This is a genomic window from Aeromonas sp. SrichE-2G, assembly GCF_017939565.1.
Lineage (GTDB): Bacteria > Pseudomonadota > Gammaproteobacteria > Enterobacterales > Aeromonadaceae > Aeromonas > Aeromonas taiwanensis.
Genome location: NZ_JAGKRG010000008.1, coordinates 71,608 through 84,523, shown reverse-complemented (window position 1 = coordinate 84,523; position 12,916 = coordinate 71,608). Strand labels below are relative to the sequence as shown.

12 protein-coding genes are annotated in these 12,916 nt (G+C 65.5%); 9 read left to right on the top strand and 3 right to left on the bottom strand.

Features of this window, described 5'->3' with window-relative positions; translation table 11 throughout:
* The first annotated feature begins 91 nt into the window (after window positions 1-91).
* The 9 genes from rph to J9885_RS12435 all read left to right on the top strand — a co-directional run bounded on the left by rph (window position 92) and on the right by J9885_RS12435 (window position 9,604).
* On the top strand, window positions 92-808 hold the full coding sequence (gene rph / locus J9885_RS12475) for a ribonuclease PH (protein ID WP_043764121.1): 717 nt from the start codon (window positions 92-94) through the stop codon (window positions 806-808).
* Between the two features lie 75 nt (window positions 809-883).
* Window positions 884-1,537 carry an orotate phosphoribosyltransferase gene (gene pyrE / locus J9885_RS12470; protein WP_010635696.1) on the top strand — a complete coding sequence of 218 codons (654 nt, stop codon included), beginning with the start codon at window positions 884-886 and terminating at the stop codon, window positions 1,535-1,537.
* A gap of 159 nt (window positions 1,538-1,696) precedes the next feature.
* Window positions 1,697-4,108: a heavy metal translocating P-type ATPase gene (locus J9885_RS12465; protein ID WP_210549641.1), complete on the top strand. Its 2,412-nt coding sequence runs from the start codon at window positions 1,697-1,699 to the stop codon at window positions 4,106-4,108.
* On the top strand, window positions 4,105-4,494 hold the full coding sequence (gene cueR, locus J9885_RS12460; protein ID WP_043764118.1) for a Cu(I)-responsive transcriptional regulator: 390 nt from the start codon (window positions 4,105-4,107) through the stop codon (window positions 4,492-4,494). The genes J9885_RS12465 and cueR overlap by 4 nt, the downstream gene beginning before the upstream one ends.
* A 153-nt stretch (window positions 4,495-4,647) precedes the next feature.
* A complete protein-coding gene (locus tag J9885_RS12455) occupies window positions 4,648-5,802 on the top strand; it encodes a diguanylate cyclase (RefSeq protein WP_210549640.1) in 1,155 nt (384 codons plus the stop codon).
* A 31-nt stretch (window positions 5,803-5,833) separates the two neighbouring features.
* Window positions 5,834-6,097, top strand: coding sequence for a YihD family protein (locus J9885_RS12450; protein ID WP_005306857.1), 264 nt, complete (start codon window positions 5,834-5,836; stop codon window positions 6,095-6,097).
* A 197-nt stretch (window positions 6,098-6,294) separates the two neighbouring features.
* A complete protein-coding gene (gene ccoG / locus J9885_RS12445) occupies window positions 6,295-7,743 on the top strand; it encodes a cytochrome c oxidase accessory protein CcoG (protein ID WP_210549639.1) in 1,449 nt (482 codons plus the stop codon).
* Window positions 7,744-7,871: 128 nt separating this feature from the next.
* Window positions 7,872-8,861, top strand: a complete 990-nt coding sequence (locus J9885_RS12440) for a serine/threonine protein kinase (protein WP_043764115.1) — start codon at window positions 7,872-7,874, stop codon at window positions 8,859-8,861.
* 134 nt (window positions 8,862-8,995) lie between these two features.
* Window positions 8,996-9,604: a thiol:disulfide interchange protein DsbA/DsbL gene (locus J9885_RS12435; RefSeq protein WP_043764114.1), complete on the top strand. Its 609-nt coding sequence runs from the start codon at window positions 8,996-8,998 to the stop codon at window positions 9,602-9,604.
* 80 nt (window positions 9,605-9,684) lie between these two features.
* Here the strand turns inward: J9885_RS12435 and phnE are convergent, their stop codons facing one another.
* The 3 genes from phnE to J9885_RS12420 are packed head-to-tail and all read right to left on the bottom strand — an operon-like array spanning window position 9,685 to window position 12,823.
* Entirely contained in the window at window positions 9,685-11,232 is a 1,548-nt protein-coding gene (gene phnE, locus J9885_RS12430; protein WP_210549638.1) for a phosphonate ABC transporter, permease protein PhnE, read from the bottom strand.
* Complete coding sequence (locus tag J9885_RS12425) at window positions 11,220-11,981, bottom strand: ATP-binding cassette domain-containing protein (RefSeq protein WP_210549637.1); 762 nt, start codon at window positions 11,979-11,981, stop codon at window positions 11,220-11,222. Before J9885_RS12425 ends, phnE begins: the two co-directional genes overlap by 13 nt.
* Window positions 11,978-12,823 carry a putative selenate ABC transporter substrate-binding protein gene (locus J9885_RS12420; protein WP_043153390.1) on the bottom strand — a complete coding sequence of 282 codons (846 nt, stop codon included), beginning with the start codon at window positions 12,821-12,823 and terminating at the stop codon, window positions 11,978-11,980. Before J9885_RS12420 ends, J9885_RS12425 begins: the two co-directional genes overlap by 4 nt.
* Window positions 12,824-12,916: the final 93 nt, after the last annotated feature.

The window sequence follows — 12,916 nt, the reverse complement described above, 5'->3', positions numbered from 1 at the left end:
CGTCAGCCGACGGCGTGGTTTTAGCGGCTGATATTTGAGTAGCAATGGCTTATACTCCTGCGCCAATTCAGCCAGCCCAGAGGTCAGTCCCATGTCCCGTCCCAGCGATCGCAGCGCCGCCCAGGTGCGTCCGGTAACCATCACCCGCCACTTCACCAAGCATGCTGAAGGGTCCGTGCTGGTGGAATTCGGCCACACCCGTGTGCTGTGCACCGCCAGCGTCGACACCAGCGTGCCGCGCTTCCTGAAAGGCAAGGGGCAGGGCTGGGTCACCGCCGAATATGGCATGCTGCCGCGCTCCACCCACTCCCGGATGAACCGTGAAGCCGCCTCCGGCAAGCAGAGTGGCCGCACTCTGGAGATCTCCCGCCTGATCGCCCGCTCCCTGCGCGCCGCCGTGGATCTGACCGCGCTCGGTGAGCACACCATCACCGTTGACTGCGACGTGCTGCAGGCCGATGGTGGCACCCGCACCGCCGCCATCACCGGGGCCTGCGTCGCCCTGGTGGATGCCCTAAACTGGATGCTGGAGAAGGGTCTGATCAAACAGAGCCCGCTCAAGCAGATGATCGCCGCCGTCTCCGTCGGCATGTTCCAGGGCGAAGCCATCTGCGATCTGGAGTACGTGGAAGACTCCGCCGCCGAGACCGACATGAACGTGGTGATGACCGAAGACGGTCGCATCATCGAGGTGCAGGGCACCGCGGAGGCCGAGCCCTTCACCCACGAGGAGCTGCTGGCGATGCTGGCCCTAGCCAAGGGCGGCATCATGGACATCATCGCGCTGCAGAAGCAGTCGCTCTCCTGATTTTAAAAACGCGGCATTGACCGCGTTTTTTTATACCCCCACACAAGACAACGACAAGCCAAGCAAGGAGCCAGAATGAAAGCCTACCAGCGTCAATTTATCGAGTTCGCCCTGGAGAAACAGGTCCTCAAATTCGGTGAATTCACCCTGAAATCCGGCCGCAAGAGCCCCTACTTCTTCAACGCCGGCCTGTTCAACAGCGGCCGCGATCTGGCCCGCCTCGGCCGCTTCTACGCCGCCGCCCTGATGGATGCCGGCATCGAGTTCGACGTGCTGTTTGGCCCGGCCTACAAGGGGATCCCCATCGCCTCCGCCACCGCAGTGCAGCTGGTGGAACAGCACGACGTGGACGTGCCCTGGTGCTTCAACCGCAAGGAGGCCAAGGATCACGGCGAGGGCGGCAACCTGGTGGGCAGCCCGCTCAAGGGGCGCATCATGCTGGTGGACGATGTCATCACCGCCGGCACCGCGATCCGCGAATCCATGGATCTGATCCAGGCCAACGGCGCCTCGCTGGCCGGCGTGCTGATCGCGCTGGACCGCCAGGAGAAGGGCAAGGGCGAGCTTTCCGCCATCCAGGAGGTGGAGCGTGACTACGGCGCCCACATCATCGCCATCATCCAGATGAGCGATCTCATCGCTTATCTGGAAGAGAAGCAGGCCGAGCAGCCCGAGCTGGCGACACAACTGGCGGCCATGAAGGCCTATCGCGCCCAGTACGGCATCTGATAGAGCCATATCCTGAAAAATGGCGCCCCCCTTGCCGGGGTGGCGCCATTTTTCATGGCTAAAAAAAGTAAAGATCGTGGCTTGAGCTTACCCTTACAGTAAAGGTTAAGGTTTGTTCATCGGCACGCTATTGGCCGACCAGTTCCGGGGAGGAACACCATGACCACACATATTCAACTGCCGCTGACCGGCATGAGCTGCGCCAACTGCGCCAGCCGTATTTCTGCTGCCCTGAACAAGCTGGAGGGCGTGCAGGCCACCGTCAACTTCGCGCTGGAGCAGGCGGCCATCGACCTGACCGATGGCGACCGCCTGCCCGAGGTGCTGGAGAGCATCAAGGCCCAGGGCTACGACTATGGCCAGGAGACACTCACCTTCCAGATCGGCGGCATGACCTGTGCCGGCTGTGCCGCCCGCCTCAACAAGATGCTGACCGCGCTGCCCGGCGTCATCTCCGCCGACGTCAATTTCTCGCTCGAACAGGCCCGTCTCGTGCTGGTGCCGGGGATGCAGACCCCCGCCGCCCTGCGCACCCGGATCGAGGAGATAGGCTTTGACGCCCAGCTGGCGCAGGGTTCGGCGAGCGGCCGCCGCCAGCAGCTGCTGGAGCGGGAGGCGCAGGAGTCTGCCGCCGCCCACCAGGCGCTGATCCAGGTCTGTATCTCGGCATTGCTGACCCTGCCGCTGCTGGTGGGCATGCTCTCCATGGCCGGCCTGCTGCACTGGCATCTGCCCGCCTGGCTGGAACTGGTGCTCGCGACCCCGGTGCAGTTCTGGATCGGGGCCCGCTTCTATCGCGGTGCCTGGCTTGCCCTCAAGAACCGCTCCGCCAACATGGATGTGCTGGTGGCGACCGGTACCAGCGCCGCCTACTTCTACAGCCTCTATCTGTTGCTCACCCTGGGGGCGGCCGCCAGCGGCAAGCTCTACTTCGAGGCGAGCGCCATCATCATCACCCTCATCTCCCTCGGGAAGCTGCTGGAGGCGCGCGCCAGGCGCAGCACCCAGTCCGCCATTCGCGAGCTGATGGCCCTGCGCCCCGAGACGGCCACCGTCTGGCGCGGGGGGGAGTGGCAGAGCGTCGGCATCGACGAGGTGCTGCGCGGCGATCGGCTGCGGGTGCTGGTGGGGGAGCGGGTGCCGGTGGACGGCAAGATAACGAGCGGCGAGAGCGAACTGGATGAATCCATCCTCACCGGTGAGAGCCTGCCGGTGCCGCGCAGCCTGGGGGATGCCGTGCTGGGGGGCGCCATCAACCGTTCCGGCGTGCTGGAGATCGAGGCCACGACCGTGGGGGAGGACTCCAGCCTCAGCAAGATCATCGCCCTGGTGGAGAGCGCCCAGATGGGCAAGGCCCCGCTGCAACAGCTGGTGGACAGGGTCTCCGCCGTGTTCGTGCCCGTGGTGATGGCCATCGCCCTGTTCACCCTGCTGGCGTGGTATGCCTATAGTGGTGACTTCGGCCAGGCGCTGCTGGCGGCCGTCGCCGTGCTGGTGATCGCCTGTCCCTGTGCCCTCGGGCTGGCGACGCCGGCGGCCATCGTCACCGGCACCGGGGTGGCGGCCCGCCACGGCATCCTGATAAAAGACGTGGATACCCTGCAGAAGGCCCACGCCATCAAGGCGCTCATCTTCGACAAGACCGGCACGCTCACCCAGGGGCGGCCTGTGCTGGCGAGCTGGAGCGGCAACGACGAGCAGCTTCGCCTCGCCGCCGCCTTGCAACAGGCGAGCGAGCACCCGCTGGCGCTGGCCATGCGCGAGGCAGTCGGCAAAGATGCCGCGCTGCCCCAGCCGGAGGCGGTAGAGGTGCGAGTGGGCGCCGGCATCCTCGGCCAGGTGGCGGGCCATGGGGTTGCCATCGGCAACAGTGCCTTGCTGGCCCAGCTCGGCATCGAAGCGCCCGCGCAGGATGAACAACCCGCCGACGGCGCGACCCGGGTCTGGGTGGCCATCGACGGCGTGGTCGCCGGCCTCGCCGCCCTGGCCGATACCCTGAGGCCGGAGAGCCCCGAGGCCATCGCCACCTTGCGCCGGCGCGGCATCGCGAGCTGGCTGGTGAGCGGAGACGCGCCAGCGCCGGTGGCCCACATCGCCGCCAAGCTGGGGCTGGACGGGGCCTTCGACTCCGTGCTGCCCGCCGGCAAGGTGGACAAGGTCGCGGCGCTGCGGGCGCAGACCTCCGGGCTGGTGGCCATGGTGGGGGACGGTGTGAACGACGCCCCGGCGCTGGCCGCGGCGGACGTGGGGATCGCCATGGGCTCGGGGTCCGACGTGGCGATGGAGACCGCCGCCATCACGCTCATGCGATCTGATCCGCGGCTGGTGGCCGATGCCATCGACATCTCGGCGGCCACCTGGCGCACCATACAGCAGAACCTGTTCTGGGCCTTCGCGTTCAATGTGATCGGCATTCCGCTGGCGGCCCTGGGCTATCTCAGCCCCGAACTGGCGGGGGCGGCCATGGCCCTGAGCAGCATCACCGTACTGAGCAATTCCCTGTTACTGAAGCGCTGGCAACCCGGAGCGGACAGCCGGCGCTCATCCGAATCGAAGAGGAGTCATCCATGAACATCAGCAAGGTTGCCAAGGCCACCGGCCTGACCGCCAAGACCATCCGCTATTACGAGAGCATCGGGCTCATCACGGCGCCGGTGCGCAGTGACAACGGCTACCGCAGCTACAGCGACGGTGCCCTGCGGGAACTGCGCTTCGTCAAGCGGGCGCGGGAGACCGGCTTCAACCTGGAGGAGTGTCAGGAGCTGCTGGCGCTCTACCGGGACGAGCACAGAACCAGCGCCCAGGTGAAGAAGCTGGCCCAGGAGAAGATCGTCGATCTGCGGGCCCGCATCGCGGGGCTGCAGGCCATGCTCGGTGCCCTGGAGGAGGTGGTGAGTTGCTGCCATGGGGACACGAGCCCCGAATGCCCCATCCTCGACGAGCTGGAGAAGGGGTGATCGGAGAGCCCCGGCTGCTGTCGCCGCACCCTTGGGGGCATGGCGCTCACCAGGCGGGAGAGGCGCTGAGCGGCTTCTTAATAGCGGTCGATTGATTGTTGAGCAGGAAAGGGGAGTGTTAGACTGGGCGGCTATTGTACAGGGAGCCCCCAGTTGACCCAGAGTGTGAAACATCAGGTTCGGCGGGCCATCATGGTCCAGCTCTATACCCACGCCTCCTTCAGCCTGCCTTGTCTGGCGCTGCTGGCGCTTGGCTGGAGCCTGCTGTTCCACGACTACCTGCCCGCCGGGGAGGCATTTGGCTGGCTCGGCCTGGTGCTGCTGTTGCTGCTGGGGCGCGGGTGGCACCTGCGCTGGCGTCAACCCGGATTGGCGCAGCTCCCGCTGCCGGTGCTGGAGCGAGAACTCTTTGTCGGGGTGACCATCACCTCCATCATTTGGGCCCTCGGCGTGCTGCTTTATATGGGCAAGCTGCCGGACACCTACCGCGCCGCCATGATGATGCTTTCCAGCCTGATCCTCACCGGCAGCGCCATCATGCTGTTCGGCAGTCGCCGCTCCCTCTACGGCGCCGTGTTGCCGCTGGGGCTCGCCATGTTGTTCGAACTGGGTGGCGGCAACGAGCAGGAGCGGATCGTCTCCTGCATGCTGGCGGGCTATCTGTTCGTGTTTCTGCCCACCCTGCTGCGACGCCTGCGGCGGGATCAGGTGGCTTCCCTCTACCACAGCTTCTCCAACGCCGAGCTGGTGGCGGAGCTCAAGGCGGTTTCGGAGCACCTCAAGCTCACCTCCCGCCTCGATGGCCTGACCGGCATCGCCAACCGGGCTCACCTCGATGACAGCCTGGCGCGGGCCTGGCGCCGTTGCCACCGGGCTCGGGCGCCCCTCTCCCTGGTGCTGGTGGACGTCGACTACTTCAAGCAGTTCAACGATCACTATGGCCACCAGCTGGGGGACCAATGCCTGCAACAGGTGGCGAGCCTGCTGGCCGGGGTGCTGCGCCGGGAGGATGATCTGGCCGCCCGTTACGGGGGGGAGGAGTTCGCCCTGTTGCTGCCCTGCACCACCATGCAGGGAGCCATACAGATCGCCGAACAGGTGCGCACGGCCCTGAGTGCCCTCGGCATTCCCCACCACAAGTCCCGTGTCTCGGGTCGGGTCAGCTGCAGCTTCGGGGTGGCGACCCTGGTGCCGGATTCGCACCACTCCATCGCCGATCTCGTCCAAAAAGCGGATGCGGCCCTCTACCAGGCCAAGCATAATGGCCGGGATCGTATCGAAGTAGCCTTGATGGGTAAGGTTGCCTGAGTTTCACAAGACAGATTGAAAGAGGTCGTCTATGCAATGTCATCGTATCGAAGAGCTGCTCGAACTGCTGCAGCCCGCCTGGATCAAGGAACAGGATCTCAGCCTGGTGCAGTTTGTCGCCAAGCTGGCCGAGGAGGCTGGATTTGAAGGCCCCCTGTCCGAGCTGACCGACGACATGCTGATCTATCACCTCAAGATGCGGGAATCCGACAAGCAGGCGATGATCCCGGGGTTGGCCAAGGATCATGTGCCCGACTTCAAGGAGGCCCTGCTCAAGGCCCGCGGCATCAAGTAAGCCGGTCTCCCTGCCCCGGGGAGAGAAAGGTTTCAAGAGAATCTGCAAAGAGGCGCATAGTCAACTGGCTATGGGCCTTTTTTGTTACCTGAAACTGCGACGGCACTCGAACTATAGATACATTTAACCCACACAATTAGCAGGTTGTTTAAGATATAATCGGCTTCATAACAATGTGAGTGGAGCAAGGTATTGCAATGTCGGACCAGGACAAGATCGATATCAAGGATGTGACCGGTGACGTCACCGGGACCTTCAATCCCAACACCTTCAAGGCGGGTGACGACAGGTTCAACCCCGGCAAGCGTATCTACGTCAGGTCCCAGACCGGCTACTGGCAGCGGGTGCGCAAGGCCATGGGCTGGTTCTTCGTCGTGCTCTTCGTCGCCTTGCCCTGGCTGCGCTACGATGGCCGCCAGGCGGTGCTGTTCGATCTGGAGCACCAGCAATTCCACATCTTCGGTGCCACCATCTGGCCGCAGGACCTCACCCTGCTGGCCTGGGTCTTCATGATCGCCGCCTTCGCCCTCTTCTTCGTGACCACCTTCCTCGGCCGGGTCTGGTGTGGCTACCTCTGCCCGCAGACGGTGTGGACCTTCATGTTCATCTGGTTCGAAGAGAAGCTGGAAGGGGCTGCCAACAAGCGGCGCAAGCTGGATGCGGCGCCCTGGAGCGGCGAGAAACTGGCCCGCAAGGGGGCCAAGCACCTGGCCTGGATCCTGCTGTCGCTGGGCACCGGCCTCACCTTCGTCGCCTACTTCCAGGATGTGTTCCAGCTGGTGCCCGATTTCTTCACCCTGCAGGCGGGTGGCTGGGTCATCTTCTGGGTGCTGTTCTTCGCCGCCTGCACCTATGGCAATGCCGGCTGGATGCGGGCCATCATGTGCATCCACATGTGTCCCTATGCCCGCTTCCAGTCCGCCATGTTCGACAAGGACACCTACATCGTCGGCTATGACAGCAAGCGCGGCGAGACCCGTGGTGCCCGTGGCCGCAAGGCCGATCCCAAGGCGCTAGGGCTGGGGGACTGCATCGACTGCGATCTCTGCGTGCAGGTCTGCCCGACCGGCATCGACATCCGCGACGGCCTGCAGTACGAGTGCATCAACTGTGGCGCCTGCGTCGATGCCTGCGATCAGACCATGGATCGGATGGGTTACCCGCGCGGCCTCATCAGCTACACCACCGAGCACAAGCTGGCCCACAGCGAGACCCAGGTCGCGCGGCCCAAACTGATCGGCTATGGCCTGGTGATGCTCGTCATGCTGGGGGTCTTCGTTTACAACGCCATGTCCATCATGCCCATGGGGCTCGACATACTGCGGGATCGCAACCAGCTGTTCCGGGAGAATAGCGAGGGGCTCATCGAGAACACCTACACCCTGAAGATCCTCAACAAGACCCTGCAGTCCCAGACCTATCGGCTGGACGTGGAGGGACTGCCCGAGTTCCAGTGGTTCGGGCCGCGGGAAGTGACTCTCAAACCAGGGGAAATTTTCACCCTGCCGGTGAGCTTGGCGGTGGATCCCTTCAACCTGAAGCGGCCGACCCTGGACGTCCAGTTCGTGCTCAAGCGGGAAGGGGCGGCACCGGACGACAGCAAGGGTACCCTGCGTCAGTCGAGCAAATTTATCAGCAGGCTGTGACGGGATGGCCAAAGGGCACCCTACACGGACCGGTAACTTTATCGGCAGGTTGTGCCGGTTTACGGGAGGGCGGGTCGTCCATCCCGGGTCGGATCGGATAGAATGGGGCGCAACAGCGCCCCTTTCCTATGGTGGATGACATGCGTTTCAACTATTCCGACCTCAATCCCGACCTCATCATGGATGCCATCGATCTCAGCGGCCTGCGCATCGATTCCGGCCTCATCGAGCTCAACAGCTACGAGAACCGGGTCTACCAGTTTCAGGACGAGGATCGTCGCCGCTACGTGGTGAAGTTCTATCGCCCCGGTCGCTGGAGCCGGGCCCAGATCCTGGAGGAACACGAGTTCGCCGCCCGCCTGGGGGAGACGGAGATCCCGGTCGCCGTTCCCCTCAGCTTCGCCGGAGAGACCCTGCTGGAGCATCAGGGCTACCCCTTCGCCATCTGGCAGAGCGTCGGCGGCCGCCAGTTCGAGGTGGACAACCTGGATCAGCTGGAGTGGGTCGGGCGCTATCTCGGCCGCATTCACAGGGTCGGGGCCAGCCACGGGTTCCATCACCGCGTCCCCCTGGACGTGGAGACCATGCTGCACGAGCCGCGTCAGCTGCTGGCGTCCGGCGAGTGGCTGCCAAGCGGCCTGGCCAAGCAGTTCTTCGGCGTGCTCGACGAACTGATCCGGCACGTGTGCGACGCCATGACCCTGGACGTGGCGCGGATCTCCCTGCACGGGGATTGCCACCCCGGCAACATCCTGTGGCGTGACGGCCCCCTGTTCGTCGATCTTGACGACTGCCGCACCGGCCCGGCCATCCAGGATCTCTGGATGCTACTGAGCGGGGAGCGCCACGAACAGCAGCTCCAGCTCGATACCCTGCTGGCAGGTTACGAGGAGTTCATGGAGTTCGATCCGCGGGAGCTGGCGCTCATCGAGCCACTGCGGGCCATGCGCATCGTCCACTACATGGCCTGGCTGGCCAGGCGCTGGGAGGATCCCGCCTTCCCCCGCCACTTCCCCTGGTTCAACACCGAACACTACTGGCGCCAGCAGATCGCCACCCTGCACGACCAGCTGGCGGCACTGAAAGCCCCTCCCTTGAGCCTCATGCCCCAGTGGTGAGGGAGGTCGCGGGGGGAGGCATGCCAGCCTCCCCCGGCTGCCTTTGCCATTGACGGCACGAGGGGGACACAATAGGCTTGGACTGCTTCGGTTCGCCGGGCGTGCCTCACAGTGATCCCTTAACAGGAAACGTCATGAAAAAAATCCTATTTTTCCTCGCCGCCATGCTGATGATCCCCATGGTTCACGCCGCCCCGCAATTCAAGGAAGGCGTCAACTATGACGTGGTCACCCAGACCGGCAGCGCCCAGCCTGAAGTGATGGAGTTCTTCTCCTACTTCTGCCCGCACTGCGCCAAGTTCGAGCCGATCGCCGAAGAGCTGGCGAAGAGCCTGCCGGAAGGCGTACCCATGAAGAAGAACCCGGTCGCCTTCCTGGGCCGCGAGATGGGGCCTGAGATGCAGCGTGCCTACGCCGTCGCCAACCTGCTGAACGTCGAAGGCAAGCTGACCCCGGCCATCTTCGACAAGATCCACACCCAGCGCCAGATCCCCCAGAGCCGTGGTGACGTGAAGCAGATCTTCGTGGACAACGGCGTGCCGGCCGAGGAGTTCGACGGTGCTGTCGACAGCTTCGCCGTCTCCGGCATGGTCTCCCAGTTCGACCGCAACACCGAGAGCTACAACGTGCGCGGCGTGCCGGCCTTCCTGGTGAACGGCAAGTACATGGTGAAAATCGAATCCATCACCTCCCAGGAACAGTTCAACCAGCTGGTGCAATTCCTGCTGGCGAAGAAAGACTGATCCAGACTGACCTCGTGAAAAAAAGCCCGCCGGTGCAAACCGGCGGGCTTTTTGTTTATCAGGGCCATGCAAGGCGGGGATCAGATCTGGCAATCCCGCTGGCTGGGGGCCGGGCGCGGCAAGCGGGTGCGGCGGCTGAGGGCCTCCGCCAGCCAGACCAGCAGCAGTATGGCCAGCAGCAGGGTGGCGGTCTGGTCGTAGCGGAACAGGCTGAGCGAGACATAGAGCTGCTGTCCCAGGCCGCCGGCGCCAACCACGCCGAGTATGGTGGCGGCCCTCAGGTTCATCTCGCCGCGATAGAGGCTGTAGGCCAGCCACTGGCGCGCCACCAGGGGGAACACCCCGTACCAGAAGCAGGCCGTAGGGCCGGCCCCGCTCAGCTGCAAGGCGAGGCGGGGGGCGGGATCCGCGTTCTCCAGGGTCTCCACGAACAACCGCGCCAGCACCCCGGTGGTGTGCAGGGTCAGCGCCAGTATGCCCGCCACCGGCCCCAGTCCGACCGCGATCACCAGCAGGCTGGCGAAGATGAGTTCGGGCACGGAGCGCAGCAGGTTGAACAGCAGCCGCAGCGGCCAGCAGTGGCGCGCGAGGCAGGCCAGCGGCAGGGCCAGCAGGGCGCTGAAGAGGGTGCTTAGCAGCGCCATCTGCACCGTATCGAGCAGGCCCATAGCCACTGTCTTGAGGAAGGGCCATGACCAGTCCGGTCGCAAAAACTCCCCCAGGAAGGTGCCCAGGCCCCCCAGTGAGAAGCTCAGCATGCGCCAGTCGAGCTGATACAGCGCGAGGACTGCGGCCAGCCCCAGGCAGATCAGCAACAGCAGGCCGGGGGAGCGGCTGTGGCGCAGCCAGGCGCTGAGGCCATCCGCGAGCGTCACCAGCAGGATGAAGGCCAGCAGCAGGGTCACCACCTCGCCACCGGCAAACATGCGCAGGGAGAGTTCGAGCTGCTGACCGAGCCCGCCGGCGCCGACGAAGCCCATGATGACGGAGGCGCGCAGGGCGCACTCCCAGCGGTAGACGGTGTAGGAGAGCAGCTCCTGACGCACCGCAGGCAGCACGCCGTACCAGAGCGCCTGCAGCCGGCCGCTACCGCCCAGCAGCAGGGCGCGGGCCGGTTGCAGGGCACCGCTCTCCATGATCTCGTTGTAGACCTTGGCCAGCATGCCGCCGTAGCTGACGGCGATGGCCAGGATGGCGGCGAGCGGCCCGAGCCCCGACAGACGCACGAACAGCAGCGCCCAGATGAGCTCGGGCAGGCTGCGCAGCACGATGGCGACGAGGCGCGAGAGGGCCCGCAAGGCGCCGCGCAGCGGGCTGGGCACCGGCCCCAGTTCGGCCAGCGACAGGGCGCGGGAGCCGAGCAGGGCGAACGGCACGCCGAGCAGCAGGGCGCCCGCCAGCCCCAGGGTCGCCACCGCCAGGCTCTCCAGGGTCGCGGTCAGGGTCAGGGCGAGGAAGTCCCGATCAAAACGGGGTGGCCAGCTGGTGGCGAGGAAGTTGCCCATCTGCCGCCAGCTCTGGCCGTCGAACAGGCCGAGCCAGCCGTCGGCCTGTTGCCACAGGCTGTAGCCGATGAGCAGCAACAGCCAGGGCAGAGGATGGCGCCAGCGGCTAGTCAAATTGAACACGCCGCCGCCTCGTCATCACCGGCGTAGAGCTCGGCCAGCATGGCCGGGGTGACGGCCGCCGCCGGACAGTCGAACTGCACTCGCCCCTCCCGCAGGCCGATGATGCGGGGGAAACGGCCGAGCGCCAGCTCGACCGCATGCAGGTTGGCGACGAGTGTGCTGCCCCGGGCGCGGGCCTGGGCCAGCAGGGCATCCAGGCTGCACTGGGCGAGCACGGGATCGAGGGCGGAGACGGGTTCGTCCGCGAGGATCAGATCCGGCTGCTGATAGAGCACCCGGGCGATGCCGACCCGCTGCAGCTGGCCGCCGGAGAGCTCGCCGCAGCGCTGCTGCCACTTGTCGGCAAGGCCGAGGCGCGCCAGTTCGGCTCGCGCGCCTTCGGGGTCGCAGGGGCGCAGCAGGGAGAGCAGGGCGCGGCCGAGGGACCACTGACCGAGCCGGCCGGCCAGCACGGCGGTCACCACCTTCTGGGAGGCGGGCAGCGGCGGTTGTTGCCAGACCATGCCGATCCGGCTGCGTAGCCGCTGGCGGTCCCGGGTGGAGAGGGTCCAGGGATCCTGGTCCCAGAGGGTGAGCCTGCCTTCGCCGCGCAGCTCGGTGCCGAGCAGCCGCAGCAGGCTGGTCTTGCCCGCGCCGCTCGGCCCTATGATGGCCACGCACTCGCCTGCCGTTATCTGCAGGTTGAACGGCTGCAGGATGCGGCTCTGGCCGAGCCGCAATCCTTCCCCGTCCAGCGCGACGGCGATCACTTCAGCAGGCCGGCCTGGGTGGCGGCGGCTTCGATGCCCAGGTAATTCTCGGGCTTGGTCTCGATGAAGCGGGTAGCGCGTTGCAGCTTGAGGATCTCGGCCTGGGCGGGCACCGCCGGATCCAGGCTGAGGAAGGCCTGCTTGATCTTCTCTTGCAGGGCCGGATCCATATCACCGCGCACGGTCCAGTTGTAGTCAAAGTAGGTCGGGGTGGTCCAGATCACCTTGACCTTGGTGGTGTCGACCTTGCCCTCTTCCACCAGTTTCTCCCACACGGAGGCGTTGAGCGCACCGGCCGGCACCTTGCCGGAGGCGACCCAGGCGACGGTGGCGTCGTGGGCGCCGGAGAAGGCGACATGGGCGAAGTCACGCTCCGGGTTGATGCCCTGCTCGGCCAGGAAGTGGCGTGGCATCAGGTGACCGGAGGTGGAGGAGGGGGAACCGAACGCGAAGTCCTTGCCCTTGGTGTCGGCCAGGGTCTTGATGCCGCTGTCGGCATTGGCGATGAACTTGGAGGTGAACTGGGCATCTTCCTGGCGCTGGACCAGGGGCACTACCTTGTCGGCACGGCGGTGGGCCTGTACATAGGTGAAGCCCCCGAGCCAGGCCATGTCGAGCTTGCCGGCGGCCAGCGCCTCGACCACGGCGGCGTAGTCGTTGACCGGCACGAACACCACCTCGCGGCCGGTTTTCTCGGCCAGGTAGTCACCCAGGGGGGCAAACTTGCGCTGCAGCTCGGTGGGGGCTTCGTCCGGGATGGCGGAGACCCGCAGCGGTTCGGCGGCGACGGCGCTCAGGCTGGCGAGCAGGGTGGTGAGGGCGAATATCCATCTGGAGGTCATGGGCGGTTCCTTGTGGTCTGGCGTTCGAACAAGCGAAAGGTCCGACGGGGGCCGGACCTTTCAGGTGAGTCATGGTAGGGGGCCATCGGCGCA

Excerpts from the sequence above, each read along its gene's own strand:
- rph (WP_043764121.1), top strand. The coding sequence starts at position 92 with ATGTCCCGTCCCAGCGATCGCAGCGCCGCCCAGGTGCGTCCGGTAACC.
- pyrE (WP_010635696.1), top strand. The coding sequence starts at position 884 with ATGAAAGCCTACCAGCGTCAATTTATCGAGTTCGCCCTGGAGAAACAG.
- J9885_RS12465 (WP_210549641.1), top strand. The coding sequence starts at position 1,697 with ATGACCACACATATTCAACTGCCGCTGACCGGCATGAGCTGCGCCAAC.
- cueR (WP_043764118.1), top strand. The coding sequence starts at position 4,105 with ATGAACATCAGCAAGGTTGCCAAGGCCACCGGCCTGACCGCCAAGACC.
- J9885_RS12450 (WP_005306857.1), top strand. The coding sequence starts at position 5,834 with ATGCAATGTCATCGTATCGAAGAGCTGCTCGAACTGCTGCAGCCCGCC.
- ccoG (WP_210549639.1), top strand. The coding sequence starts at position 6,295 with ATGTCGGACCAGGACAAGATCGATATCAAGGATGTGACCGGTGACGTC.
- J9885_RS12440 (WP_043764115.1), top strand. The coding sequence starts at position 7,872 with ATGGTGGATGACATGCGTTTCAACTATTCCGACCTCAATCCCGACCTC.
- J9885_RS12435 (WP_043764114.1), top strand. The coding sequence starts at position 8,996 with ATGAAAAAAATCCTATTTTTCCTCGCCGCCATGCTGATGATCCCCATG.
- J9885_RS12420 (WP_043153390.1), bottom strand. The coding sequence starts at position 12,823 with ATGACCTCCAGATGGATATTCGCCCTCACCACCCTGCTCGCCAGCCTG.